Below are 23,627 nucleotides of genomic sequence, written 5' to 3'. Positions count from 1 at the left end.
GGGGGTGTCAGGCGGGGCGGGCGGCCCAGACCGTGCGCTGCGTGCGTACCGCGAGGTCCTTGCGGTGGAGGAGGCTGTTCGGGCTGGTGGTGTCCAGGAGTTCGTCGAGGGCCGTGAGGTCCTCGGGGCCGAGTGAGGCCGCGGCGGCGCTGCGGATCCGCTGCAGGCTGCCGTGGGCGTAGCGGCCGATCGCTTCGCTGCGCTCGCCGGGGATGTCGATGGTGAGGGTGCGTTCGGCGTGGACGGTGAAGCCGGCGGCTGTCAGCATCGGCCCCCAGTCGGCGCCGCGGTGCGGAACGCGCTCGGCGTGGAGGCGGTCGGCCGCGGCGTGGGCGCGCTCTTCGAGGCCTGGCCGGCCCTCCGGGGCGTGCGCGGGGAGGAAGCGGGGGAAGCCGGCGAGCTCGACGAGGGCGAACAAGCCGCCGGGGGCGAGGAGTTCGCGGACCTGGCGCAGGGCGCGGCCGGGATCGGCCATGTGGTGCATCGAGGCCGAGGCCCACACCAGGTCCGGCGTGCCGAGGTCGGGCCAGGGGGCGGAGTCGAGGTCGGCCCGGACGGTCCGTACGCGACTGTCGACACCGCGGGCACAGGCCTTCTCGCGCAGGAGGCGGAGGTGCCCGGCCGAGGTGTCGACGGCGGTGACGTGCGCGTCGGGGAAGCGGTCGAGGAGCGCGAAGGTGCCCGTGCCGGTGCCGCTGCCCAGGTCGACGATCCGGCGCGGTGCACTGTTCAGCGGCAGCCAGGCGGTGAGGGAGGCGGTGTGCTCGGCGAGCACCTCGGCGTCCAGGTCGAGGATATCGGCCTGGCCGGCGTCGCCGCGGTCGTGGTCGTGGTCGGGGTGGGAGGCGTGAAGGTGCGTTCCGGTCATGCGTTCACCGTACGGAGCGCTGCGTCAGCCGCAAGGATGCTTGCCTGATACGCAAGAAGGCAGGGTGCTGCGCTGCTCGCCGCGCAAGGGGGCGGCTGCCGCGGGGCGTCCGTCGGCCCGCGTCTTCTATGGGGCACCCTCGGCGCCGGTGTCCGTCCGGTGGCCGCGGCGGGCGTCGCGGTCGAAGATGCCGAGGATCTCGCACGGGCCGCCCTCGGCTCCGATGGCGTGCGGCATCATCGTGGGGAACTCGGCGGCCTGGTTGGTCTCGATGCGGAAGCGCCGGTGGCCGAGCAGGAGTACGGCGGTGCCGGAGAGCACCACGAGCCATTCGCGGCCGGGGTGCGCGCGCATCTTCGCGGGGTTGTCCGGCGGCGGGTCGGTCATCCGCCGACGCACCACGGTCATGCCGGGCTCCCCCTTGACGGGCCAGCGCATCAGGCCGTGGGCACCGTCGACCACCGGGCTGATGACGATGTCGTCGGCGGCGTTCTCCACGAGCTGGTCCAGGGTGGTGTCCAGTGCGCGCGCGAGGGTGACGAGCTGGTCGAGGGCGAGGCGGCGCTGCCCGTTCTCGATGCGGCTGAGGGAGGACTGGCTGAGGTTGGCGCGGGTGGCCAGCTCCTCCAGGGACCACCCCTGGGCGACGCGCAGAGCGCGGATCCGTTTGCGTACGAGGCCGTCGAGCTGCCCGTCTTCTTGCGTCATGGGCAGCAGAGTATGCCTCTCCCGCAGCCCGTCTCCACTGCCCGGGTGCCGCGCGAACCAGCCCCGTGGGCCCCGGCCGGCAGTCGATGGCCCTCCGGCCGCGCCTGCGGCGGCGCGGCCGGCCGGGGGCGGCGGGGCCGATACAGCGAGGCGGAGGATGTCAAGCCCCGAGATCCAGGGGCGTGACCCGGTTGCGGCTCGTGGGGCCCAATGGAAGCACGGCCCCGGCAAGGGGCGACACGGATCGGCCGGACGAAGCGAACCGGCCGCCTTACCTCAAGGAGACACCCATGACCCGCATCAACCTCACCCAGCGTCTCGCCCTCCTCGGCGCCTGCGGAGCTCTCGCCGCCGGTGGCGCGCTTCTCCCCTCCACCGCCTCGGCCGCACCCGCCACGCCGCAGACTCCGGCCGTCCAGACGATCCAGGAGCACGTGGCGCACGAGGGCCGCGCCAAAACGACCGTGACGACCAAGATCACGATCACGCAGCGCACCCTGAGTGACGGGCGGGTCAAGGTCACCACCGTCAAGACGGTCACGAAGATCACCAAGAACCATCACGGCAAGGTCGTCAAGAAGACCGTCACGACCACCACGACCGTGAAGATCCGTCCGGCCCCCGACCACGACTGATCCGCCCCTCGGACGCTCAGCCTGTGGATCATGAGCCTCCCGGCCCGTACGCGGCCGGGAGGCTCCCTTTCAGGATGCGGCGGGCGCGCCGGCGGGGTGGTCCTGGTTCCGGATGCGGGCTGCCGCGGCGTGCAAGGCGGCGAGGACCGTGCGGACCGCCCTCCGGGCGGTGCGTTCGGGTCGGTGGAGGACGTCGATGTCGCGCCGGGCGTGGATCCCGCTCAGCGGTCTGAGGACGACACCGGGGTGCGGCCGGGCCGTCCAGCGGGGCATCAGCGCGAGGCCGCCGCCCGCGGCGACGACCTCGGCCACCACGGCGAACTCGTTGATCCGGTGGACGATGTCCAGGCGGCGGTTGGCGACGGCGGCGATTGCCTTGATGGTCTGCATCAGCGGGAAGCCGTCGTGGACGGTGATCCACGGCTGGTCCGCCACCTCGTGCGGCGCGAGCGCGGGACGGGAGGCCAGGACGTGCCCGGCCGGCAGGGCGACGTCCAGGGGTTCGCGCAGGAGCGTCGCGCAGGTCACGGTGCGCGGCCACGGGGGGCCGTGGTCGAGGCGGTGGGCGAGTACGAGGTCGTAGCGCCGGGTCAGGGCGGGGAAGTCGCCCTGGGCCACGTCCTCGTCCGCCAGGGCCAGTTGGGGGCCACCGGAGGCGGCGAGGCCGCGCAGCAGGGGCGGGAAGAAGGAGGACGCCGCGCTGTGGAAGGCGGCGACCGACACGTGGCCGTCGGCCTGCTCGGCGAAGTCGGTGACCGCGTGCCGGGCCTGGGCCAGGGCGGTCTCGACGTGGATGGCCGCCGCCGCCAGGGCCTGGCCGGCGTCGGTCAGGACCAGGCGGCGGCCGGCGCGTTCGGTGAGCGGGACGGGGAGGGAGCGCTGCAGCAGGCGCAGCTGCTGGGAGATCGCGGAAGGCGTGACGTGCAGCGCCTCGGCGACCGCGCTGACGCTGCCGAGGTCCCCGAGTTCGCGCAGGATGCGCAGTTGGCGTTCGTCCACGGTGACAGTGTAGGGCTGCTACAAAGTCGGTTTAGATCTTGGTTGTGGTCTTCAACGTGCTGGTGGGGCACGGTGGGCGCATGCATGTCGCCCGCCGCACGGATGCGGTTCTCCTGCTGGTCGCGCTCGTCTGGGGCTCCAGCTATCTCGCCGCCAAGACGGCCGTCCTCGCCCTGCCGGTCCTGGCGGTCCTCTTCGCCCGGTACGCCCTCTCCGCGGTGGCCTGCGGGGCGCTGGTGGCGTTCCGGCGCCGAAAGCGGCGGTGGACGCGAGCGGAGGTGCGCGCGGGGTCGCTGCTCGGTGTGACGCAGGCTGCCGTGCTGGTGGTGGAGACGTACGGGGTGGCGCACACCAGCGCCGCCAACGCCGGGCTGATCATCAGCCTGACCATCGTCCTGACACCGCTGCTGGACCGCACCGGCGGCCGGCTGCCGGCGAGGTTCTTCCTCGCCGCCGCATGCTGCGTCGCGGCGGTGGGGCTGCTCACCGTCGGCACCGGCTTCCAGGCGCCACGGCTCGGCGACGGGCTGATGCTCGCCGCCGCGGTCGTACGGGCCGGGCACGTCGCGCTCGTCGGACGGCTCACCGCCTCCCGGCCCGTGGACCCGCTGCATCTGACGGCCGTCCAGACCGTCGTCGGCTCTGTGCTCTTCCTGCCGCTTGCCGTCGGCCATCTGCCCGAACTGTTCCGCAGCAGCGGTGCGACGTGGGTGCAGCTCGTCTACCTCGCACTGTTCTGCAGCGTGTTCGCGTTCCTGGCGCAGACGTGGGCGGTGCAGGGCACGTCCGCCAGCCGGGCCAGCCTGCTCCTGGGCACCGAGCCGGTCTGGGCCGTCGCCGTGGGGATCGGCGTCGGCGGTGAACGGCTCAGCGTGTGGGCCGGTCTCGGCGCCGCGCTCATGGTGGCCGGAACGTACTGGGGCCAGGCCGTCGAACGCGCCCACCGCACGGCCGCCGCCACACGGGACGCCTCCGGCGCCGGCGGCCGCCGCGGGCTGACCGGGAGGCCGGAGCCCGCACGCCCTGCCGGGTGACCGGGCGCCGACCGGGCGGCTCCAGGGGCCCCGGCCCGGGCGGGGCCGGGCGTCAGGACGGCGCGGCGGCCCGGTCGGACGCGCTGCGCAGGACGCAGAACTCGTTGCCCTCGGGGTCGGCGAGGACCGCCCAGCCGGTGCCGTCGGGGTTCCGGCGGTCGGCGACGAGGGTCGCTCCGAGGCCCAGGAGGCGTTCCACTTCCTCCTCGCGCGTGGTGTCCGGGCGCAGGCACAGGTGGATCCGGTTCTTGTACTTCTTGGGCTCGGGCACCTGGTTGAAGTACAGCAGCGGCCCCTCCTCCAGCAGCACCCGGACCTCCGGGTCGCCCGGTCTGCCCTCGGGATCGACGGGGCAGCCCGTCACCCTGCTCCAGAAAATGGCGAGTTCGTAGGCGTCGGAGCAGTCAATCGCCACGTTCTGCACGACCGAGACCATGTGGATGGGCCTTCCTGATGTCCGTGCCGGACGCCTCTTCCGGGCGTCCGGCACCCCGCCGGTGGACCACCACCTCTACGGCACGAAGATCACTTGAGGCAAGGCCGCCCGCCCTCCGCCGCGGCCGCTCCGGCTGCCCGTCGTACACGTCCGACACGCACGCATACGACCTCTCGGGCGACATGGCGCACACCGTCGGCCCGGAGCACTCCTCCGCCTCCCGGGGTGCCGCGCACGTACCCGCTGCGCGCCGCGCAACCGCAGGGAGGACGGCGCCCCTGGCGCGTGGCCCACCGGCATGCGGACACGGTGACCGGGGGCCGGTCCGCTCCGGATGCAGCCGCCAGCGCCCCACGGTAGCGTCGAAGGATCCGCCCCACACACAGCGGCGCCGCCGCGTCAGCGGCAGCCGCCGAAGTCGGCGAAGGAACGGGATCGCATGTCCAAGCACGCCCTTCGTGCGGGGACGGCCGCGGCGGCTCTCGCGTGCCTGGCGGCCCTCGGCCCCGCGCCGGCCGGCGCCGCCTCCTTGGCCGCCGAGCCGAGCCCGACAGGCCCCGCCGGCTCCCGATTCGTACCGGGCGCCTGCCCCGAGCCGCCCGAACCCGTGGAAGCGCTGGCGGACGCGAAGTGCGGCTTCCTGGAGGTGCCCGAGAACCGCTCCCGGCCGGACAGCCGGACCATCAGGCTGGCGGTGGCGAGGATCCCCGCCGCCGCGGAGGAACCCGCGGCGGAACCGGTGGTGTTCATGGCGGGCGGTCCCGGCTCCGACACCTTCGACGACATCCCGTTCCTCGTCGACTCCGGCCTCAACAAGGACCGCGAGCTCATCGTCATGGGCCAGCGCGGCAACCTGTACGACCGGCCGAACCTGGCCTGCCCCGAGGTCGACCGGTTCAACGAGCAGGCCGTCGGCCTCGGCTACGACTCCCCACAGGCGAAGCAGATCATGCTGAAGGCCGTGACGGACTGCCGGGCCCGGCTCGTCGCCGACGGCGTCGACCTCGACGCCTACAACACCACGGAGAACGCCGCCGACTTCGCCGACCTGCGCACGGCGCTGGGCATCCCCCGGTGGAACGTGTACGGGTACTCCTACGGTTCCAACCTGGCCCTGACGTACCTGCGCCTGCACCCCGAGGGGATCCGCTCGCTGGCGATCGACTCGGTCGCCCCGTCCCAGCACGTCACCCTCCCGTGGACCTGGAGCAGCACCGCCGAGGGCATCCGCAACATCTTCGCCGCGTGCGCGGCGCAGCCCGCCTGCAAGGACCGCTACCCGGACCTGCCCGGCATGCTGACGGAGCAGATCCGCAAGCTGGAGGCGCAGCCGCTGACCCTGGACGTCACGCCGGACGGCGGCGGGAAGCCGGTCAAGACCGTGCTCGACGGCGGCGCGCTGCTGAACCTGATCGTCGCGTTCACGCCGCGGCCCAACGACCTGCCGGCCGCGCTCGACGAGCTGAGCCGCGGGAACCCGGAGCGATTCGCGCAGGCGCGGGCGGCCGGGTCGGTCCAGAAGGAGGGGCTGTTCGCCCACGGCCTGACGAACTCGATCGCGTGCGCCGAGTGGGCCCCCGGGTACACCGAGGCCGACGTGCTGGCGGCGGGCCGCAAGGAGTACCCGGCCTGGCCGGACTCGGTGCTGGCGCAGGCGCCGCAGCTGCCCTTCCAGTACCCGGTGTGCGGGGTCTGGGACGTCGCGGACCGCGCGGAGATCCAGCGCGTGCCCACGGCCGGCGCGGTACCGGCCCTCGTCGTCTCCGGCACGTTCGACGTGAAGACGGGTGCGAGCTGGGCGAAGGGCGTCGCCGCCGGCCTGTCCCGCTCGACGTCCGTACTGGTACCCGGCATCGGCCACTGGGTGGTGCCGCAGTCCCCCTGCGCGCAGCAGGTGCTGGCCTCGTTCTTCGCCCGCCCGACCGCCCCCGACACCTCGTGCGTGGCCGGTCTCAAGCCGGCACCGTTCACGATCATCCCGAAATGACCGGGAGCGCAGATGACTCACCCCCACAGGCCCCGTAGGCGCACCGTGCGGCGGTTGCAGGCCGCCTCGGCGGGCATGGCGACCGGCCTGCTCGTCACCGGCCTGCTCGCCGCGCCCGCGTCGCAGGCGCGGTCCCGCACCGACACCGGCGCGACGCCCGGCACGCCGCTCGGCACGGCCGCCCGCACCGTCGGCGACGCGAGCTACGCACCGGGCGCCTGCCCGAAGACGCCGGAGCCGATCGAGGAGCTCGAAGGGGCCCGCTGCGGAACCCTCACCGTCCCCGAGAACCGCGCCAAGCCGGACGGCAGGAAGATCGAACTCGGTGTCGCCATCGTGCCCGCGCTGTCGGAGAAGCCGAAGCCCGATCCCATCGTGTGGCTCGCGGGCGGGCCCGGGGACGACGCGGTCGGCGAGGCGAAGATGGCGATCGGAGGCGGCCTGAACCGCGACCGGGACGTGATCCTCATGTCCCAGCGCGGCACGTACTCCGCCAAGCCGAACGTGCTGTGCCCGAACATCGACGAGTTCAACGCCCGCGCCGTCGGCCTCGTCTCCGGCGCACCGTCCACCGAACGCCTGCACGTGGAGGCCACCAAGGCCTGCCGCGACCGGCTGGCCGCCCGGGGCATCGACCTCGCCGCCTACAACGACACCGAGAGCGCCGCCGACTACGAGGCCCTGCGGGGCGCGCTCGGCCTGAAGCAGTGGAACCTGTACGGCATCTCCTACGGCACCCACCTCGCCCTGGTCTACATGCGCCTGCACCCCGGCGGGCTGCGCTCGGTGGCCCTCGACGGCATCCTGCCGCCGGCCGTATCGGGATCCGCGGCGACCTGGAGCAGCGCCCGGCAGGGCTTCGACGGCGTGTTCAAGGCGTGCGCGGCCCAGCCGGCGTGCAACAAGCGCTACCCGAACCTGTCGGCGACCTTCGACAAGCTCGTCCGCGACCTCGAAGCGAAGCCGGTCACGACGACCGTGACGCTGCCGGGCAGCGACAAGCCGGTGAGGGTCGTGCTGGACGGCGGAACGCTCGTCAACTGGATGACCTCCGCCACCCACGTGGCACCCCAGGTCCCCCTCGCGATCGACGAGTTGGCGCACGGCAAGCCGCAGCGGATCGCCACGCAGTACGCGGGCGGCAAGCTCAGCCCGGCGGCCATGGGCCGGGTCGCACACGGCCTCGTCTACGGCGTGTTCTGCAGCGAGTGGACTCCGTACGAGACGGAGGAGCAGGCCCTGGAGGGCGGCCGGAAGGCGTTCCCGGCCTACCCCCGCTCGGTGCAGGAGCAGGCTCCGCAGCTCACCTATCTCCGGCCGGACTGCGACGTGTGGGACGTGCCCCCGGCCGACCCGTCCATCCGGGACGCCACCGGCGGCGACATCCCGACGCTCGCCCTGTCCGGCAGCTTCGACGCCCAGACCGGCGCCGACAACGGCCCGTACGTCGCGCGCACGCTGCCCAACGCCACGGTGGTCACCGTCCCGTACGAGCCGCACGTGGTGTTCGCGACCTCGAAGTGCGCGCAGCAGATCGCGGTCTCCTTCTTCGACGCGCCGGACGCGGCGGACACGCAGTGCCTGAAGGGCTTGGAGGCGCCCCGGTTCGAGATCGGGCCCGCCTCCACCCCGGCCGGATAGCCGGCCCCGCGGCGTCAGCCGCCCTGCACGGTCTGCTGCAGCCAGTCGAAGACGACCTCGCAGTGCAGCTGCGGCGCCATGGGAGAGCAGTGGAGCTGGGCGCCCTGCGCCGCCGTGAACCGGACGTAGTCCTTGGGCGCGGTGAGGGCGTCGTACATCTCGCGCGGCTGGCCCGGGTAGAACTGCTCGCCCTCGTAGTCCAGGACGAGGGTGGGGGCCTTGATGCGGGGGACGACGTCCGTGATCCTCAGGGCCTGGATGCGGGTCGCCGGAGTGTAGAAGTCCGTGAACAGGCGGCCCCGGCGGGCTTCGAGCATCGCGGGGATGGAGAAGGGCTCGAAGCGCTTCTTCATCGTCGCGGCGGCCGCCGGGGGCAGCTCCGGGACGACCTCCTTGTTCCAGATGTCGTTCGTCTGCTGCTTGTCGGGCGTGAGGATCCGGCGGATCTCGGGCGGGAAGCCCAGCCACGGATCCACGCAGCCCGGCATCGCCACCAGGGCGGCGATCCGGCTCTCGAACGCCGCGGCGCGGGGTGCGAGGTCGCCCGCCATGCTGAGGCCCGTCAGGGCGATCCGGTCCGGGTCCACGTCGGAGCGGGCCGTCAGCCAGTCGACGAGCGGGGTGACGACCTTCTCCCAGGTGGGCGTGAAGACGATCCGGTCGACGAACAGCAGCTGGCCCTGCCCTGGCCCGTCGTAGACGAGGGCGTTCCAGCCGCGTTCGAGGGCGGCGGCGACACCGTAGGTCCACATGTCGACGTTCTGGCCGTCGCTGCCGTTGGTCAGGATCACGGTGGGGCGCCGGGCGCCTGACGCGTCGGGGCGGAAGAACCACACCGGCAGCGGTGTCGTCCCGTACGGGACCTGCGCCTTGACCGCAGCGGGCTCGCACAGGTCGCAGAAGGTGTCCCAGGCCTTGCGGCCCGACCGGTACAGCTGCTCCTCGCTGCCCGGGTCGTCGGAGCCGAGGACGAAGAACAGGGCCTGCGCGTAGTACTGGGCGGCGCGCAGCGACCGGAACCGCTTGGTCTGGCCGTCTGCCGGGGCGCCGGGCCCGTTGCGGACGGCGTGCGAATCGCCAGGTCGCGGGCGCGTGCGCCCCGGTGGGCCGTGACCGGGGAGCCGGGGCGGCCGCACTGGGCCGACCGGAGGCACCGGGGCGCTGCTGCGGGCCCCCGCCTCGTACGGGGGTTGTCCCCACGCCGGGTGTGCGTGCTGCCCCCATGGCCCGGATGATCTTGAAGGGCGAGGCTGGAGCACGTCCGAAACCCCGACTGAAGGAACTCTCTGTGGTCACTCTGCATTCGGTGCGCCGCCGCGTGGCGCGCACCACGGTCGTCGGAACCCTCGTCGCGGCGGCATGCGCCACCCTGCTGGCCGGCAGCGCCGGCGCCATCGTCAACGGATCCGACGCCGGCGAGGACTACCCGTTCATGGCGAGCATCCCGGAGTCGGCCCCGAAGTACGGCCTGTACGACGGGAACTGCGGGGCGTCGCTGATCGATCCGCGGTGGGTGCTGACGGCGGCGCACTGCGTGCAGGGTGACGGGCTCGAGCTGGAGGGCACCGTCCGGATCGGGAGCGGGCACCGGAAGTCCGGGGGGACCGTACGGGCCATCGACCGGATCGTCGTCCACCCCGGCTACGCCAACGGCGGGGGCAAGGGCGCCAACAGGCACGATGTCGCGCTGGTCCGCCTCGACCGCCCGGTGGCCGGGAAGCCGGTCCGCCTCGCGGAGCGGGCCGGCCGCCCCGGCACGCCCACGCGGATCCTCGGCTTCGGGACCACCGCGGACACCGAGCTGCGGTTCGCGGAGCGGCTGCAGGAGTTGGACACCCGCATCGGCGCCGAGGCGGAGTGCGCCCCCGGCTACGCGGACCGGACGCGGCTGTGCACCGTCAGCAGGGTGCCCAAGGCGATGGCGTGCTTCGGCGACTCCGGCGGACCTCAGCTCCAGAGGGGCAGGCACGGGCGGTGGGAGCTGGTCGGGGTCACCTCGGGCCCCGGCGCCCCGGGGGTCGTGTGTTCGGACGGGCCCGGCCTCTACGCCGCCGTGCCCGTCTACAGGGAGTGGATCCGGAAGACCCTCGGGCGCGACGCCTGACCTCCGGCTCGGGGCCCTGGCCGGCTCCGGGACGGCGCGGGGGGCTCCGGCGGCTGCTATACCGGGGGGATGCGCGTGCCGGAGCGGCTGGTCGCCGCCGTGGACCTCCTCGACGTACGTCCGGACGACCGGGTCCTGGAGGTCGGCTGCGGCCCCGGGGTCGCAGCGGCGCTCGTCTGTGAGCGGCTCGCGGGCGGCCGCGGCCGGCTGGTCGCCCTGGACCGGTCCGCGACGGCGGTCGCCGCGGCCGAGAAGCGCAACGCCGCGGCCGTGGCGGACGGGCGGGCCGCCTTCGTCCGGACGGCGCTCGCCGACGTCGATCCGGCGGCCCTCGGCCGTTTCGACAGGGCGCTCGCCTGCAACGTCAACCTCTTCTGGACGGGCCCGGCCGCGCGGGAGTCGTCCGTGCTGTCCCGGCTGCTGCGGCCGGGTGGCCGGCTCCTCCTGGTGTACGAGGCCCCCGAGGGCCGGGCCCTGGAGCCGATGGCGGAGTCCGTGCGCGCGGCCGTGCACCGAGGCGGATTCCGAGCCGCGTCGTCCGTCCACAGGCGGGGCGGGACCGCGCTGCTGGTGGTCACTGCGGACCTCCCTCACCGGGGCCGTTGCGGACAGGAGTTGGCCTAGATGCGGCCTAACGTCATCCGCGGCAGATGCGGGATGGGCGGCGAGGAGGGCGACGTGACGATTCTGGTGACCGGTGCGACGGGGACGCTGGGGCGGCTGGTGGTCGAGCGACTGCGGCAGGGCGGCGAGGAGGTCCGCGCGCTCACGCGTACGCCGGCCGAGGCGGGCCTGCCCGACGATGTCGAGGTGGTGGGCGGGGACCTCACCCGGCCGCAGACCCTGGCCGAGGCGTTCGACGGGGTGCGTGCCGTCCACCTGCTGGGCGCGACCGGGCACGACCACATCCCGCTGGAGACGGGCCCGCAGATCGTGGCCATGGCCGCCGAGGCCGGAGTGCAGCGGCTCACGGCGCTGTCCCTCGGCGAGGAGGGGCCGTTGGAAGGGGCCGTGCGGGCGAGCGGCCTGGAGTGGACGTTCGTCTGGCCGATCGACTTCATGGCCAACACGCTCGGCTGGGCCGGGGCCATCCGCACGGCGGGCGAGGTCCGCGAGCCGTACGCGGGCCGCAGGACCGCCTCCGCCGACGAGGCGGACGTCGCCGACGTCATCGCCGCCGTGCTCACCGGCGGCGGCCACGCGGGCCGGCGGCTCGTCGTGACGGGGCCCGAAGCGCTCACCCCGGCCGACAAGGTGTCCGCCATCGCGGCGGCCACCGGCCGGGCGCTCCGCTTCACCGGGCTGACCGACCGGCAGGCGCGCCGCCAGTGGAGGGCGGAAGGCTGGCCCGAGGAGGGCATCGACTTCATGCTCCACATGTGGGCCACCGTCCCCGACACGGTGGCGGAAGTGACCACGGCCGTCGAGGAGGTCCTCGGCCGCCCGCCGCGCACGTTCGCCCGGTGGGCCGCCGCGCACGCCGACGCCTTCCGCCCCTGACCGGGGCGGCTCGTCACCCGTCCTGCCGCCGGCTGCCGTCCAGGCGGCGGAGGATCGACTCCGCGAGCCGCCACCGGTCCGTGTCGCGCCGGAAGCGGCGGTCCCGCTGGGCCCTGACGGCATCGGCGAGGCGTCCGGCCTGCGCCGCATCGAGGTCGCCTGCCATGTGTGCGGCGAGCAGCAGCGCCTGGTACTGCTCCAGCGGGCTGCGCGGGTGCTCGATGGCGGAGACCGCGGCGTCGAGGTCGCGCAGGGCGCGGTCGGCCTGCATCGCGGCGAGCGCGGTGATGCGCTCCTCGGCGTTCCCCTCCCGGAACCGGCGCAGGACGCCGGCCGGTTCGAGCTCACGCTCCTGCGCCGAGCGGCGGGCCCGGGCAGCCGCCTCCTCCGTCGCCCAGGTGCGCCGCGCACCGCGGCGCGGGGTCCGGCGCACCGGCGTCCGGTCGGCGGTGGGTTCCGCGCCTCCCAGCAGGACCTGCGCCTCGGCGCGGAGCCGCCGCGCCGAGGCGACGTCCCCCTGCCGCTCGGATTCCTCGGCCAGCGCGAGCCTGTCCGCGGCGGCCGCGCGGAGCCTGAGGCTGACTCCGCCGACCTCCAGGCCTTCGAGGCGGCTGCCGAACAGGGCGAGGAGCAGCAGGACTCCGCCGAAGACGAGCAGGACGGCGGTGCCGGTGCCGTTCTCCGTGACGAACACCGCGAGGACTCCCGTCCCGAACGCCGCCGCGCCGAGCAGCCCTGCGACCAGGCGCAGCGCGGGCGTCAGGTGGAAGGGTGCGGGGCCGGAACTCCCCGGCTCGTGCCTGCTTGGCGGTGTCAGGACGGCTCCTCGCCCGTGTCCTGTTGCGCTCGGGCCCGCTTGGCCACGACCGCGGCTGCCGCGGCGGCGCTCGCGGCGAAAGCCAGGGCGAGCATCCACCGCTGGTCGAAGGTGTGGCCGGTGGCGTGGTCGAGGGAGAGGCGGCCCGGGCCCGCGAGGCCGATGGTGGCCGCGGTGAATCCGAGGAAGGCCGGGTACTCGTACCCGCCGGCCTGCGCGAAGAACCCGGCCGGGGCGTGGACGGACACCGCTCCGGCCATGGCGCCCGCGGCGGCCGCACCCGCCGCCGGGGTCGCGAGGCCGAGGACCAGCAGGGCCCCGCCGCCGGCCTCGCCGAGCCCGGCGGCGATGGCGCTGCGCCGTCCGGGGGTGAAGCCCATGTGCTCCATGGCGGCGGCGGTCTTGTCGAGGCCGCCGCCGCCGAACCAGCCGAACAGCTTCTGCGTGCCGTGTGCCATCAGCACGGCTCCGGTCCCGGCGCGGAGGGCCAGCAGGGCGAGGTCGCGTCGGTTGATCCATGTCATCGAAGTCTCCCTGGGGACGGCGGGGGCACGGTGCCCGGAGACATCCCTATCCCCGCACGCGGGCGGCGCCCCGCGGCCCGCGCCACGTCCGCCCGGACGGGTGCCGTCCGGGCAGGCCCGGCCGGGGCCGGGCCTGCCCGGATGGTCAGGGGGTGCGGCTCCGGGAGGGCGGGCCGGCGGTGTGGGCGAGGATCTCCTTCGCCAGGCGTTCCTCCACGGCCGCGGGGATCGTGTGCCCCATGCCCTCGACCATGGCCAGGCGGGCGCCCGGGATGGCCGCGGCGGTGGCCTCGGCGTGCGGCGGGGGGAACATGGGGTCGCGGGTGCCGTGCAGGACCAGGGTGGGCGCGGTGACCGCGGCCAGGTCCGCCGTGGTGAGGGTGTCCCCCGCGGAGCCGGCGAGGGTGTGGTTCAGTCCGGCGGTGATGTCGTCGGCCCGCCGGTGGACCCGCTCCTCCATCGCACGGTACTCCGCCTCGTCGTACGGCAGGTCCGGTCCGTGGAGCACCCGCCACAGCGGCATCCGGGCGGTGAGGTACCCCTCCAGGCCCGTCCCGGGCTCGGGGAATGACGTGGCGAGCGCCGCGAGCAGTTCCGGCGCCGGCGGCGGGAGCCGGTCCGGCAGCGGGGGCAGGCCGGCCATGGCGCGCCGCACGGCGTCGGCGGTGTCCGTGCCGAGCGGCTGCGAGGACAGGCTCGTCAGGGTCAGGACGCGGTGCGGGGCGGTCAGGGCGATCCGCTGGGCGATGACGCCGCCGAGGGAGGCCCCGACCAGGTGGGCGCGCTCCACGCCGAAGCCGTCCAGGACGGCCAGGGCGTCCGCGGCGAGGTCGGCGACGGTGTACGGGTGCGCGGCGTAGTCCACCCGGGAGGAGAGGCCCGTGTCGCGGTGGTCGTAGCGCACGACGCGGCGGCCGCCGTCGACGAGGCGGCGCACGAGGCCGTCGTTCCATTGGACGCCCTGTGCCTGCGCGCCCATCAGCAGCAGTACGACCGGGTCCCCGGGGGCTCCGAACTCCTCGGCCCAGAGCCGGACGCCGCCGGCGTCGATCATCTTCTCGTTATTTTCCTGCATGGTCGTTCAGGTTAATGGCGGGTGCGGCGGCGCGCCAGCGGTGGTTTCCCCGGGGCGGTTGGACGGCGCCGACCGCCACCGGGCACCCTGATCCGCATGGCCGGAGTCAAGGGGCAGGTGCAGAAGCGGGGCGTGGAGCGCCGGCGGGCGATGGTCGACGCAGCCATCGAGCTGTTCGCCCGGAACGGGGTACGGGGCACCGGTGTCGCGGCGGTCGCCGCGCGGGCGGGCGTGACCCCGTCGGCCCTGATCCACCATTTCGGCAGCAAGGACGGCCTCGTACGGGCCGTGCTGCAGGAGGCGGACCGGCGCGCCCTGGAACGGCTGTCGATCCCCGCGGACGCCGCGCCCACACTGCGGCAGGCGGTCGACTGGCTCGTCCGGGACGCCGAGCACACCGCCGCCGCCGAGCGGGACCTGGCCGCCCTGCACACGGCCCTGACCGCCGAGAACCTGGATCCCGCCTCGCCCCTGCACACCTGGTTCCGGGACCGCGGCCGGGCGCTGCGGGGCCACCTGGCGGCGGTGTTCTCCCGTGCGGCGGCGGACGGGACGGCCCGGCCCGGGCTGGACGCGGAGGCTCTGGCCGCCGAGGTGGCGGCCTTCCTGGAGGGCGCCCACCTGCTGTGGCTGCTCGACCCGGACCGGATCGACCTGGCCGCCCTCCACCGCGGCTACTTCGACGGCCTCGTCGGCCGGCTGGCGCCGGAGCCCTCCTGACCTTCCGGCGCGCGGACGGGACGGGTGGCGGCCCTCAGCGGAGGGTGGCCGCGAGGTCGCTGCACGCCTCGGCGCACGAGCGGCAGGCCTCGGCGCAGAGGCGGCAGTGCTCGTGCTGGTCGGCGTGGGCGGCGCACTCGTCCGCGCAGGCCCGGCAGGCGACGGCGCAGGCCGTGACGAGGGCGCGGGCGATGTCCGGGTTGTAGCCGGTGTGCCGGGAGAGGACCGCGGCCGTGGCGGTGCAGATGTCGGCGCAGTCCATGTCGGTGCGGATGCACTTGGTGAGGTCGCCGACCATGCCTTCGGCCAGGCAGGCGTCGGCGCAGGCGGTACAGGCCTGCGCGCAGGCGATGCACTCCTCGATGCAGCGGGCGAGCCGGTCCTGGTCGAGGTCGCCGAGGTCGGCGGGGTAGCTGTGCAGCATGTCCTTCACGGGCGCGTTCATGGCGAGGGCCCTCGCTTTCCCGCCGCCGGCCGGAGGGAGCCGCGCCTTCGGGGGAACCGTGCGGCGGCCTACCGCCAGGATCGCCCCGCGGCCCCGATTCCGCCCGGCGGGCGGGGCGTCATTCGGGGCGGCGGAAGCGGTGGGCCGCCCAGAGCAGGGCCGCCGCGCCGGTCGCCAGGAGGACGCCCGCTTCGAGGAGCAGCGGCGGCTGCCGGCCGAACCAGTCGATGCCGCCGACGGCCGCCTGGTCGGGGACCCGCAGGGCGATGCAGCCGCGGAGGAGGTCGACGCCGTACGCGAGCGGGTTGGCGTCGGCCAGGGCGCGGGCCCAGCCGGGCAGGTTCTGCAGCGGGAAGAAGCCTCCGGAGAGGAACATCAGCGGCATCATCACCAGGCCGAGCAGCATGTGGAACACCTCGGGCCGGTTCAGGCTGACCGCCAGGGCCAGGGACAGGGCCGTGATGGTGAACGAGGCGAGGACCATGCCGCCGAGGAGCAGGGCCATCAGGACCGGATCGTAGGGCAGGCCGACGGCGCCGGCGAGGCAGAGGAGGAGGGCGCCCTGGACGGTGGCGACGAGGGTGCCGCCGACGCAGCTTCCCAGGAGCAGGGTGGAGCGGCCGACCGGGGCCATCAGCAGCTCGCGCAGGTAGCCGCTCTGCCGGTCGGTGATGAGGCGGACGCCGACCATGATGGCGGGTGCCTGCACGGTCATCATCAGCATGCCGGGGAAGAGGTAGGCCTGGTATCCGGTGCCGAGCGAGGAGTCCGGGATGAGGGCGGCGAGCCCGCCGCCGAGGATGAAGAGGTACAGCACCGGCTGGAACAGCACCAGCGCGGCGTGGGTGGGCTGGGCCGCCAGGCGCAGCAGGTCGCGGTGGACCAGGGCGTGCACGGCGCGCAGTTCGCGGCGCAGCCGGTCCGGCGGCGCGGAGCCCGGGCCGCCGCTGCCGTCGGAGGCGGCCGGTGCGCGGAGGGCCGATGTCGTCACGGGGTGCTCCCGGGGGCGTCCGGCGTCCGGTCGGGCCGGGCGGCGTTGATGCTGCGGCCGGTGTGGTGGAAGAAGACGTCGTCGAGGGTGGGCGGTGCCGCGGACGCGGCGTGCACGGAGATGCCGCGGCCCGCGAGGGCGGCGCACAGACGGGGGATCCAGGCGCTGCCGTCGGGCACCCGCAGCCAGACCCCCTCGGCGTCCGCGGTGACGGCGGCGTCCGGCGACGCGGTCGCCTCGCGCACGATCCGGCGTGCTTGCGCGTCGTCGCTGGTGCGCAGCACGACGCGGTCGTCGCCGATCGCCGCCTTGAGTGCGGCGGGCGCGCCCTGGGCGACCAGGCGGCCGCCGTCGATGATGGCGAGGCGGTCGCAGTGCTCGGCCTCTTCGAGGTAGTGCGTGGTGACGAAGAGGGTGCTGCCCTGCCGGTCTCGAAGGGCGCGCAGGTGCTGCCAGACCTGTGCGCGGGCGTGGGGGTCGAGGCCGGTGGTCGGCTCGTCAAGGAACAGGACCTCGGGTGCGTGCAGCAGGCCGCGGGCCAGTTCGAGGCGGCGGCGCATCCCGCCCGACAGGGTGCGCACCAGTGCGCGGCTCCGGTCGCCCAGGTCGACCGCCTCCAGCGTCTCGGCGGTCCGGCGGCGGGCGTCGCGGCGGCTCAGCCCGTAGAGGCGGGCGTGGATGTGCAGGTTCTGCTCGGCCGTCAGGTCGGGGTCGAGGGCGCTGTGCTGGAAGAGCATGCCGACCCGCCGGCGTACGAGGTCGGGCTCGGTGAGGACGTCGGCGCCGGCCACGGTGGCCCGTCCCGACGTGGGGCGGGCGAGGGCGCACAGCAGGGCGATCGTCGTGGACTTCCCGGCGCCGTTGGGGCCGAGGAAGGCGAAGGTCTCGCCCCGGTGCACGTCCAGGTCCAGGCCGCGCAGGGCCCGGGTGGCGGTGCCGTCGGGGCCGGGGTACGTCTTGACCAGGCCGCGGGTGCTGATGGCGTACGCCGTCCCTGCTGCGTCGTGCGCGCTGTCCGGGCTGGTGCGGGCGGTTGGCGCGGGGGCCGCCTGGGCGGGGGCGTCGGCACCGGCGTGTGGCTGCATGGGGTCGGGTCCTCGTCTACGGGTGGTCATCCGCGGGGACGGGCTCACGGGAGCGGTGGTGCCCCCGGAGGGAGCACCACCGCTTCGGCCGGCGGCCGCGCTGGGACGGCCGCCGGCCGGATGGGCCGGGTCAGGCGCAGCTGACGCCGACGCAGACCGTGTTGAGCAGGGTCAGCAGGCCGACGCACTGACAGGTCGCGGCGAACGCCGCGCCGTCGGCGCCGACCGGGTCGGTCTCCGGAAGGGCGTGCAGGTGGGCGAGCAGTTCGAGGTCGCGGTTCTCCATGACGTTCTCCTTCTCTGTGACTCAGCGGCAGTGTTCTGCCGCTCAGACCGGCTGCTGGACCATCCAGTGCCGGGGTTCGGTGTGGCGGATCCGCAGGAGGAATGCCAGGATTCCCGCGGTTCCGTCGCTCCAGCTCGTCGAGACCTCCCCGTACTCGTTGGGGAAGACGACGTGGCTGCCGCGCCGGGCCCGTTCGGCGACGATGAGACGGGCCAGGTCTTCGGCCATCGCCCGGTAGGAGGACTCCCCCGTGGCGTCGGCAAGGTCGAGGAGGAAGTCGCCGTTCCCGGCGAGGCCGTGGCATTGGGTGAGGGCGGCTCGGGAGGCGCGCTCTACGACGGCGCGTGCCGCGCCGCGGGCGAGGTCCCGGAACCGGTCGTCGCCGGTCGCCTGCCAGAGCCGGACCAGGAAGGATCCGATGCCGGCCGAGCCGTGGCACCAGTACGGTGCCGTGGGCAGGTCGGCGGTGTGGGCGGGCCAGTGGACCGCGTCGCCGACCCGGACGGCGCAGGCCGCGAGGTGTTCGCCCGCCGCCAGGGCGAGTTCCATGTGCTCCTGGCGTTCCGTGACGGCCGCGGCGGCGAGGAGGAAGCAGGCGATGCCGGCGGTCCCGTGGGCGAAGCCGAGGTAGCGTTTCCCGGCCTCGGTGGAGACGGCTTCCGCGGGGACCGGCCAGCTCACCGCGGCCGGCTCGCGCCGTGCGGCGGCGGCCAGCCGGTCGGCCGCGTCGGTGACGAGCCCGGCGAGGCGGGGGTCGCCGGTGCGGTGCCACAGGTGGGCGGCGGCGAGTCCGCTGCCTGCCGAGCCGTGGGTGATGTCGTGGCTGGGCGTCGGGTCCTGCGGGGCCAGGGCCAGGGCCAGGGCGTGGTCCACGAGGGTGCGGTCGTCGGTGGCGCGGCCGGCCTCGTACAAGGCCCAGGCCGTTCCCCGGCCGCCGAAGTGCAGGCCCGGGCGGGTGGAGCGGGTGTCGGTCCTGGCCGCCGTCCACCGGCCCGCGGTGGATATGAGCCCGGGCAGCCGGGGGTCGCCGGTGAGGGCGAAGTACCGGGTGAGGACGGCGAGGACTCCGGCCGCGCCCTGCTGGACGCTGCAGGGGTCCGCCTCGCCGGCCAGCGTGGAGACGGGCCACAGCCGCCGGTCGTCCGCCGGGTTCATCGTGTCGACGAGGTGTTCGACCATGCCGTCGATGGCGGCGTCCACCTCGTCGGCGGCCGCGCCGGCCGGCGGCGGCGCGGCGGCGGGCCGGGCCGGGTGCGGCAGCGCGGTCGTACGGAGGGCGGCGAGCGCCCTGGCGGGGTCCCAGCGCTCGGCGGGGTCGTCCCTCATCAGCCCGAGAACGGTCTCCCGGAGGGCGGCAGGCAGGCCGAGCGGGGCGGTGCAGGCGGTGAGCCATGCGGCGAGCCGCTCCTCGGCGGGCCGGTCGGCGGGCTCCTCCGCCAGCAGGTTCGGGACCTTCCCGGCCAGGACGAAGCAGATGGTGGCGCCGAGGCTGTAGTAGTCGGCCGTCGGGGAGACCGGGGCGTCGAGCAGGCGTTCGGGGGCGCTGAAGCCGGGGGTGCCCACGCGGGTCGGCAGTGCGTCGTCCTCGCGCAGGACGGCGAGTTCGAGGTCGATGAGGCGGAGTTCGCCGTCCGGCCGGACCATCACGTTGCCGGGGGTGAAGTCGCGGAGGACGCAGCCGCGGGCGTGGGCGGCCGCGACCAGCTCCGCGAGGCGTACGGCCTGGGCGAGCGCGTCGGCGCGGTATTGGTCGCTCCCGGCGTCCCGGAAGTGCTCCGCGACCCAGGTGCGCAGGGGTATGCCCGGCACTTCCTCCTGGGCCAGGAACAGGTGCCCGCCGACCTCGAACGTCGCGAGCGGCTCCGGTGCGAGTCCCGTTCCCCTGAGCTTCTCCAGTGTCCGGGCCTCGGCCCGGAGCCAGTCGCGGACGTCGCAGCCGGACGCGTCGGCCTCGACGTGCGGCCGGGTCTCCTTGAGGACCACCGGAGCGCCCGTGGTGACGTCCGTGCCCCGGTAGACGCCGCCCTTGTTGGTGTGCCGGATGGCCTCCCGCACCGAGAAGCGGCCGCCGAGGAGTACCGGACGGGCCGCCGCCTGCTCGGTGCGGGGCGGGGCGGGGACGGACTGCGGGAAGGGGCTGACGGCCCAGGGGGGCGGGTCGTACTGGCCCGTGCGCTTGTCCTCGACGGGGTTGCCGTCGGGGTCCTCGATGTACCAGACCAGCAGGCCCTCGTCCGACAGCCGCCGCCGGCCGACGAAGGCGCCGTACCGGTAGTGGACCAGGCTGTGCGCGGCGTAGGGCTGGTCGGACAGGATGCGGGGGCCGGCGAGTCCCGCCGTGGCCCGGTGCAGCTGCTGGGCTATTCGGGCCGCATCGGCGTCGGACGACGGGTAGACGGTGAGGAACTTGCCCGAGGAACCGCGCGGTGTGGCACGGGTGTTGAGTGCGCTGACCTGCTCGAGCGACCGGGCGAACTTGAACGCCGACTCCTCGCGCAGCAGCACGTCCAGGCACCGGGCGAGGACCTCCGGCGCGGAGGCCGCGGTGGCGGACACGTGGAGCTTCCAGCCCTGGGTGCGGGGTGTCGCGGAACCGGGCGTGAGGCGGCACCACATGTCGTCCGCGTCGACCGTCCAATGCGTTTCGGTTTCCGTGGACTTGAGTGCGTCGTGGAGAAGGCTTTCGAGATCGGCTTCGGTTGCGTGGCTCGTCATGCGTGGTCCCTCTCAACGGTGGAAACCGCTGGTGGAATGTGCCGTCGGTTTATGAACGTACAGTCCGCCCCCCGCCGTCCGTCAGTGGCCGAAGGGAGCGCACGGAGTTGTTCCGGCGCCGAATGACGTCTACCGGCGCGCGGGCAGGCGCGTTTGGCTCTGGAGGTCGGGGAGGCTCCTTGGTGCGCCTCGCGGGGGCCGCGACGGATCGGCGCACACCCCTGAATTCAGGGGCGGAGCGGCAGCGGAATTCGTCGGTGCGATTCCCGCTGCGGTCGGTTCCGGGGGAGAACGTCTGCCGCGGAAGCAGGGCCGACGCTACATCCGGTCCGGCTTCCGGCGTACAGCTTTACCGCTGTCCGGCCCGCGGTAAAGACTGTGTTTGCGCCGTGGCGGCAACCTGCGGCGGAACATGATCCGGCCCGTCGGCCGGAAGCCGATCACGCTTCTGAGCTGCGCGCGGTCAGCGCGTCACACGCGTCACAACCCGTCGGCACATGCCCGGGATTGACTCAAAATGACAACCGGAGTGTTTTCGGTCGATAGGGGGGCGAGAATCCGACAGCGCCGGCACCCGCGATTTCGGGGAAGCGCCACCATTTTTCCGAACTCTTGTTTCACCGGGCCTCGGGCACAGGTATCCGGAGCGGAGGTGAGGCCGTGCGGTCGCGGCGTATTTCCGCACGGTGCAGGGCAGGGTGCTCAGCGGTACGGAAGGCCGATTCCGGCGGCGCGCAGCCTCGCGTCGACGAGCGCGTTCAGCCGGGCGACGGCCGGCGCCTCGTCCTCCCGGTGGTGGTTGACCACGCCGTAGCGGGCGGCGGCGTCCGTCCGGAACCGCAGGTCCTCCGGCACCGCCGGCAGGGTGCGGTCGGCCAGGAGCTTCTCGGCCAGCGCGCGTGCCAGTTCCTCGATGCGGGGGTCGTCCGGGTGCCAGGACCGCGCCTCCCAGCCGAGCTTGACCAGTTCGCTGTACTCCGGATCGTCGACGAGCAGTTCGAGCCGGGCCAGGAAGTCGTCGAAGATCTCCGGGATGAGCGCCCGGGTCAGCACCATCGCCTCGCGTTGCGCGGTCACGTAGTCCGGGCGGAAGCCGAGGCCGGCGAGCCGGGCCAGGACCTCGCACGCGCGGTCGGGCAGCAGGGCCCGGTCGCCGTGGGCGAGCCGGTGCAGGGTGTCCCGCCTGGCCGTGAGCTCCTCGATCTGATCCGTCAGCCGGCGGCGTACGCCGTCCAGTGCCCCGGCGAACCGCTCGGGGTCGGCGTCGAGCAGGTCGGCCGTGTCGGCCAGGGGGACGCCGGCCCCCGCCAGGGTGCGGACCCGGATGAGCCGGAGCAGGTCCGCCGACCCGTAGCGCCGGTAGCCGGAGCCGTCGCGGCGCGGCTCGGGAACGAGGCCGAGCCGGTGGTAGTGCCGCACCGTCTTGACCGTGACGCCGGCGAACGCGGCCGCCTGGCCGATGGTGAGCCCGTCCGCCATCGCCCCGCTCCTCCGTGCGTGTCCGGTCACAGCGGCGAGGGTACCGCCCGTTTCACCTCGCCCATCCACCGCGCCGGGGACGGGTATGGGGCGCGCCCTTGATCTTGACCTTGACCTCGGGTCAGGGTGCACGCTCCTCGCATCGCCGCAGTGAGCGGCTGACCGTTGCCGTGAGGAGACGAGGAACGCCATGAGCGAGGCCCGCACCACCCCGAAGAGCACAGCGGCCGGGCCGGACCGCCCGGAGCTGCGGAAGGCCGTCGAGGAGATCGTCGAATCCGGCGTCACCGGCGTTCAGTTGCGCGTGCACGACGAGCAGGGCGAGTGGGTCGGCACCGGCGGTGTGGGCCGGCTCGGCGAGTCCGGCGAACCGCCGGCCGACGGGCACTACCGGATAGGCAGCAACACCAAGACCTTCACCGCCGTCCTGGTCCTGCAGATGGTGGCCGAGGGCCGGGTCGGGCTGGACTCCCCCGCGGCCGGTCACCTGCCGGAGTTCGGCCTCGACCCGCGGATCACCGTGCGGATGCTGCTGCAGCACACCAGCGGGGTGTTCAACCACACCGGAGAGTACGGCGCGGACGGGAAGGTCACCGCGGGGATCCCCTCCACGATCTCGGGCAGGGAGTGGGTGGAGGGGCGGTTCACGACCCGCCGGCCCGAGGACCTGGTGCGGTTGGCGCTGTCAAGGCCGCCGCGGTTCGAGCCGGGCACCGGCTGGAGCTATTCGAACACCAACTACGTGCTGGCCAGGCTGCTGGTGGAGCGGGTCGGCGGCCGCTCCTGCGCCGAGGAGACGCAGGAGCGGATCACCGGGCCGCTCGGCCTGACGGGCACCGTCGTGCCCGGCACCGATCCGGAGCTGCCCGCACCGCACGCCCACGGCTACTACCGGTACGAGGACGCGGGCCGGGAGGTGACCGTCGACGTCACCCGGCAGAACCCGTCGTGGGTCTCGGCGGGCGGTGACATGGTCTCCACCACGCGCGACCTCCACCGGTTCGTCTCGGCACTGGCACGCGGCGAGCTCCTGCCGGCCCCGCTGCTCGCCGAGATGTGCACGCCGCATCCGGAGAGCGGATTCGGCCTGGGCATCCGCGTGCAGGAGACGGGCGCGGGCGGCACGGTGCTGTTCCACAACGGCGGCCACAGCGGCCACGCGGCGCTGATGTACAGCACGCCGGACGGCAGCAGGACCCTGACCGCGGGGCTGAACTATGTGGACGACGCCGCGCTGTCCCTGGCCGGGGCGTTCCAGACGGCGCAGCAGCGGCTCGTCGACGCGGTGTTCGCCGGCGGGCGGGCCTGAGGGGGCGCCATGGCCGGGTGAGCCTTCCCGGTCAGCGCACTACCGGCTCCCGTACGGCAGCAGGGCCATCTCGCGAGCGGTCTTGATCGCGGCGGCGAGCCGCCGCTGCTGCCGGGCGGTGACCCGGGTGACACGGCGGCTGCGGATCTTGCCGCGGTCGGAGATGAACCTCCTCAGCAGGTCGGTGTCCTTGTAGTCGATGGAGGTGACGCCGGCGGCGTCCAGCGGGTTCGGCCGGGGGGAGGGAGGCTTGCGGAGGTGGGTGCGGC

At 74.2% G+C, this 23,627-nt stretch carries 24 protein-coding genes; 9 read left to right on the top strand and 15 right to left on the bottom strand.

The window, feature by feature from the left end:
- Positions 1-7 precede the first annotated feature (7 nt).
- Together EF903_RS10085 and EF903_RS10080 are read right to left on the bottom strand one after the other, a co-directional pair.
- Positions 8-868, bottom strand: coding sequence for a trans-aconitate 2-methyltransferase (locus EF903_RS10085; RefSeq protein ID WP_125542852.1), 861 nt, complete (start codon positions 866-868; stop codon positions 8-10).
- Between the two features lie 126 nt (positions 869-994).
- Complete coding sequence (locus EF903_RS10080; RefSeq protein ID WP_125542851.1) at positions 995-1,576, bottom strand: XRE family transcriptional regulator; 582 nt, start codon at positions 1,574-1,576, stop codon at positions 995-997.
- A 290-nt stretch (positions 1,577-1,866) separates the two neighbouring features.
- Between EF903_RS10080 and EF903_RS10075 the strand changes: the two genes are divergently transcribed.
- The gene (locus EF903_RS10075; RefSeq protein WP_125542850.1) at positions 1,867-2,211 is read left to right on the top strand and encodes a hypothetical protein; all 345 of its coding nucleotides are present in this window, start codon (positions 1,867-1,869) and stop codon (positions 2,209-2,211) included.
- Positions 2,212-2,280: 69 nt separating this feature from the next.
- Here EF903_RS10075 and EF903_RS10070 read toward each other — a convergent pair whose 3' ends face one another.
- Positions 2,281-3,210: a LysR family transcriptional regulator gene (locus EF903_RS10070; protein ID WP_125542849.1), complete on the bottom strand. Its 930-nt coding sequence runs from the start codon at positions 3,208-3,210 to the stop codon at positions 2,281-2,283.
- 80 nt (positions 3,211-3,290) lie between these two features.
- Between EF903_RS10070 and EF903_RS10065 the strand changes: the two genes are divergently transcribed.
- The gene (locus EF903_RS10065; protein ID WP_125542848.1) at positions 3,291-4,244 is read left to right on the top strand and encodes a DMT family transporter; all 954 of its coding nucleotides are present in this window, start codon (positions 3,291-3,293) and stop codon (positions 4,242-4,244) included.
- A gap of 52 nt (positions 4,245-4,296) precedes the next feature.
- On the opposite strand, the gene EF903_RS10060 is transcribed toward EF903_RS10065, so the two are convergent.
- A complete protein-coding gene (locus EF903_RS10060; RefSeq protein ID WP_125542847.1) occupies positions 4,297-4,680 on the bottom strand; it encodes a VOC family protein in 384 nt (127 codons plus the stop codon).
- A 439-nt stretch (positions 4,681-5,119) separates the two neighbouring features.
- Here EF903_RS10060 and EF903_RS10055 point away from each other — a divergent pair, with 439 nt between their 5' ends.
- On the top strand, positions 5,120-6,667 hold the full coding sequence (locus EF903_RS10055; protein ID WP_125542846.1) for an alpha/beta fold hydrolase: 1,548 nt from the start codon (positions 5,120-5,122) through the stop codon (positions 6,665-6,667).
- A gap of 12 nt (positions 6,668-6,679) precedes the next feature.
- The gene (locus EF903_RS10050) at positions 6,680-8,308 is read left to right on the top strand and encodes an alpha/beta fold hydrolase (RefSeq protein ID WP_125542845.1); all 1,629 of its coding nucleotides are present in this window, start codon (positions 6,680-6,682) and stop codon (positions 8,306-8,308) included.
- Positions 8,309-8,322: 14 nt separating this feature from the next.
- On the opposite strand, the gene EF903_RS10045 is transcribed toward EF903_RS10050, so the two are convergent.
- Entirely contained in the window at positions 8,323-9,444 is a 1,122-nt protein-coding gene (locus EF903_RS10045; RefSeq protein WP_260615044.1) for a S9 family peptidase, read from the bottom strand.
- Between the two features lie 152 nt (positions 9,445-9,596).
- Between EF903_RS10045 and EF903_RS10040 the strand changes: the two genes are divergently transcribed.
- From EF903_RS10040 to EF903_RS10030, 3 genes are all read left to right on the top strand, one after another.
- Entirely contained in the window at positions 9,597-10,412 is an 816-nt protein-coding gene (locus tag EF903_RS10040; protein WP_399420517.1) for a S1 family peptidase, read from the top strand.
- 69 nt (positions 10,413-10,481) lie between these two features.
- Positions 10,482-11,036 (top strand): methyltransferase domain-containing protein, encoded by a 555-nt coding sequence (locus EF903_RS10035; protein WP_125542843.1) that lies wholly within the window; start codon positions 10,482-10,484, stop codon positions 11,034-11,036.
- A 54-nt stretch (positions 11,037-11,090) separates the two neighbouring features.
- Positions 11,091-11,912: an NAD(P)H-binding protein gene (locus tag EF903_RS10030; RefSeq protein WP_125542842.1), complete on the top strand. Its 822-nt coding sequence runs from the start codon at positions 11,091-11,093 to the stop codon at positions 11,910-11,912.
- 13 nt (positions 11,913-11,925) lie between these two features.
- Here the strand turns inward: EF903_RS10030 and EF903_RS10025 are convergent, their stop codons facing one another.
- The 3 genes from EF903_RS10025 to EF903_RS10015 form a co-directional block, all read right to left on the bottom strand.
- Complete coding sequence (locus EF903_RS10025; protein WP_125542841.1) at positions 11,926-12,606, bottom strand: hypothetical protein; 681 nt, start codon at positions 12,604-12,606, stop codon at positions 11,926-11,928.
- Positions 12,607-12,725: 119 nt separating this feature from the next.
- Entirely contained in the window at positions 12,726-13,253 is a 528-nt protein-coding gene (locus tag EF903_RS10020) for a DoxX family protein (protein ID WP_125542840.1), read from the bottom strand.
- A gap of 145 nt (positions 13,254-13,398) precedes the next feature.
- Positions 13,399-14,328, bottom strand: a complete 930-nt coding sequence (locus tag EF903_RS10015; protein ID WP_260615043.1) for an alpha/beta fold hydrolase — start codon at positions 14,326-14,328, stop codon at positions 13,399-13,401.
- Between the two features lie 96 nt (positions 14,329-14,424).
- Here EF903_RS10015 and EF903_RS10010 point away from each other — a divergent pair, with 96 nt between their 5' ends.
- A complete protein-coding gene (locus EF903_RS10010; RefSeq protein ID WP_125542839.1) occupies positions 14,425-15,048 on the top strand; it encodes a TetR/AcrR family transcriptional regulator in 624 nt (207 codons plus the stop codon).
- A 34-nt stretch (positions 15,049-15,082) separates the two neighbouring features.
- On the opposite strand, the gene EF903_RS10005 is transcribed toward EF903_RS10010, so the two are convergent.
- The 6 genes from EF903_RS10005 to EF903_RS09985 form a co-directional block, all read right to left on the bottom strand.
- Complete coding sequence (locus EF903_RS10005) at positions 15,083-15,493, bottom strand: four-helix bundle copper-binding protein (RefSeq protein ID WP_125542838.1); 411 nt, start codon at positions 15,491-15,493, stop codon at positions 15,083-15,085.
- A gap of 118 nt (positions 15,494-15,611) precedes the next feature.
- The gene (locus tag EF903_RS10000; protein WP_390336299.1) at positions 15,612-16,484 is read right to left on the bottom strand and encodes an ABC transporter permease; all 873 of its coding nucleotides are present in this window, start codon (positions 16,482-16,484) and stop codon (positions 15,612-15,614) included.
- Positions 16,481-17,569 (bottom strand): ATP-binding cassette domain-containing protein, encoded by a 1,089-nt coding sequence (locus tag EF903_RS09995; protein ID WP_125542837.1) that lies wholly within the window; start codon positions 17,567-17,569, stop codon positions 16,481-16,483. The genes EF903_RS10000 and EF903_RS09995 overlap by 4 nt, the downstream gene beginning before the upstream one ends.
- Positions 17,570-17,699: 130 nt before the next feature.
- Positions 17,700-17,855: a VenA family class IV lanthipeptide gene (locus tag EF903_RS33915; RefSeq protein ID WP_185902601.1), complete on the bottom strand. Its 156-nt coding sequence runs from the start codon at positions 17,853-17,855 to the stop codon at positions 17,700-17,702.
- A gap of 42 nt (positions 17,856-17,897) precedes the next feature.
- On the bottom strand, positions 17,898-20,570 hold the full coding sequence (lanL, locus tag EF903_RS09990; RefSeq protein WP_125542836.1) for a class IV lanthionine synthetase LanL: 2,673 nt from the start codon (positions 20,568-20,570) through the stop codon (positions 17,898-17,900).
- A gap of 702 nt (positions 20,571-21,272) precedes the next feature.
- The gene (locus EF903_RS09985) at positions 21,273-22,079 is read right to left on the bottom strand and encodes a MerR family transcriptional regulator (RefSeq protein WP_260615041.1); all 807 of its coding nucleotides are present in this window, start codon (positions 22,077-22,079) and stop codon (positions 21,273-21,275) included.
- A gap of 160 nt (positions 22,080-22,239) precedes the next feature.
- On the opposite strand from EF903_RS09985, the gene EF903_RS09980 reads away from it, so the two are divergent.
- Positions 22,240-23,358, top strand: coding sequence for a serine hydrolase (locus EF903_RS09980; protein WP_125542835.1), 1,119 nt, complete (start codon positions 22,240-22,242; stop codon positions 23,356-23,358).
- 39 nt (positions 23,359-23,397) lie between these two features.
- On the opposite strand, the gene rpsR is transcribed toward EF903_RS09980, so the two are convergent.
- Positions 23,398-23,627, bottom strand: a 230-nt coding sequence (gene rpsR, locus EF903_RS09975) for a 30S ribosomal protein S18 (RefSeq protein ID WP_125542834.1), incomplete at its 5' end; no start/stop codon positions are given.

The sequence above is a fragment of the Streptomyces sp. WAC05292 genome, assembly GCF_003949955.1.
In the GTDB taxonomy this organism is placed as follows: Bacteria; Actinomycetota; Actinomycetes; order Streptomycetales; family Streptomycetaceae; genus Streptomyces; species Streptomyces globosus.
Note: the sequence above shows the minus strand (reverse complement) of the source record. Positions and strands in the feature narration are given on the sequence as shown.

Excerpts from the sequence above, each read along its gene's own strand:
- EF903_RS10085 (WP_125542852.1), bottom strand. The coding sequence starts at position 868 with ATGACCGGAACGCACCTTCACGCCTCCCACCCCGACCACGACCACGAC.
- EF903_RS10080 (WP_125542851.1), bottom strand. The coding sequence starts at position 1,576 with ATGACGCAAGAAGACGGGCAGCTCGACGGCCTCGTACGCAAACGGATC.
- EF903_RS10075 (WP_125542850.1), top strand. The coding sequence starts at position 1,867 with ATGACCCGCATCAACCTCACCCAGCGTCTCGCCCTCCTCGGCGCCTGC.
- EF903_RS10065 (WP_125542848.1), top strand. The coding sequence starts at position 3,291 with ATGCATGTCGCCCGCCGCACGGATGCGGTTCTCCTGCTGGTCGCGCTC.
- EF903_RS10060 (WP_125542847.1), bottom strand. The coding sequence starts at position 4,680 with ATGGTCTCGGTCGTGCAGAACGTGGCGATTGACTGCTCCGACGCCTAC.
- EF903_RS10055 (WP_125542846.1), top strand. The coding sequence starts at position 5,120 with ATGTCCAAGCACGCCCTTCGTGCGGGGACGGCCGCGGCGGCTCTCGCG.
- EF903_RS10050 (WP_125542845.1), top strand. The coding sequence starts at position 6,680 with ATGACTCACCCCCACAGGCCCCGTAGGCGCACCGTGCGGCGGTTGCAG.
- EF903_RS10035 (WP_125542843.1), top strand. The coding sequence starts at position 10,482 with ATGCGCGTGCCGGAGCGGCTGGTCGCCGCCGTGGACCTCCTCGACGTA.
- EF903_RS10020 (WP_125542840.1), bottom strand. The coding sequence starts at position 13,253 with ATGACATGGATCAACCGACGCGACCTCGCCCTGCTGGCCCTCCGCGCC.
- EF903_RS10015 (WP_260615043.1), bottom strand. The coding sequence starts at position 14,328 with ATGCAGGAAAATAACGAGAAGATGATCGACGCCGGCGGCGTCCGGCTC.
- EF903_RS10010 (WP_125542839.1), top strand. The coding sequence starts at position 14,425 with ATGGCCGGAGTCAAGGGGCAGGTGCAGAAGCGGGGCGTGGAGCGCCGG.
- EF903_RS10005 (WP_125542838.1), bottom strand. The coding sequence starts at position 15,493 with ATGAACGCGCCCGTGAAGGACATGCTGCACAGCTACCCCGCCGACCTC.
- EF903_RS09995 (WP_125542837.1), bottom strand. The coding sequence starts at position 17,569 with ATGCAGCCACACGCCGGTGCCGACGCCCCCGCCCAGGCGGCCCCCGCG.
- EF903_RS33915 (WP_185902601.1), bottom strand. The coding sequence starts at position 17,855 with ATGGAGAACCGCGACCTCGAACTGCTCGCCCACCTGCACGCCCTTCCG.
- lanL (WP_125542836.1), bottom strand. The coding sequence starts at position 20,570 with ATGACGAGCCACGCAACCGAAGCCGATCTCGAAAGCCTTCTCCACGAC.
- EF903_RS09980 (WP_125542835.1), top strand. The coding sequence starts at position 22,240 with ATGAGCGAGGCCCGCACCACCCCGAAGAGCACAGCGGCCGGGCCGGAC.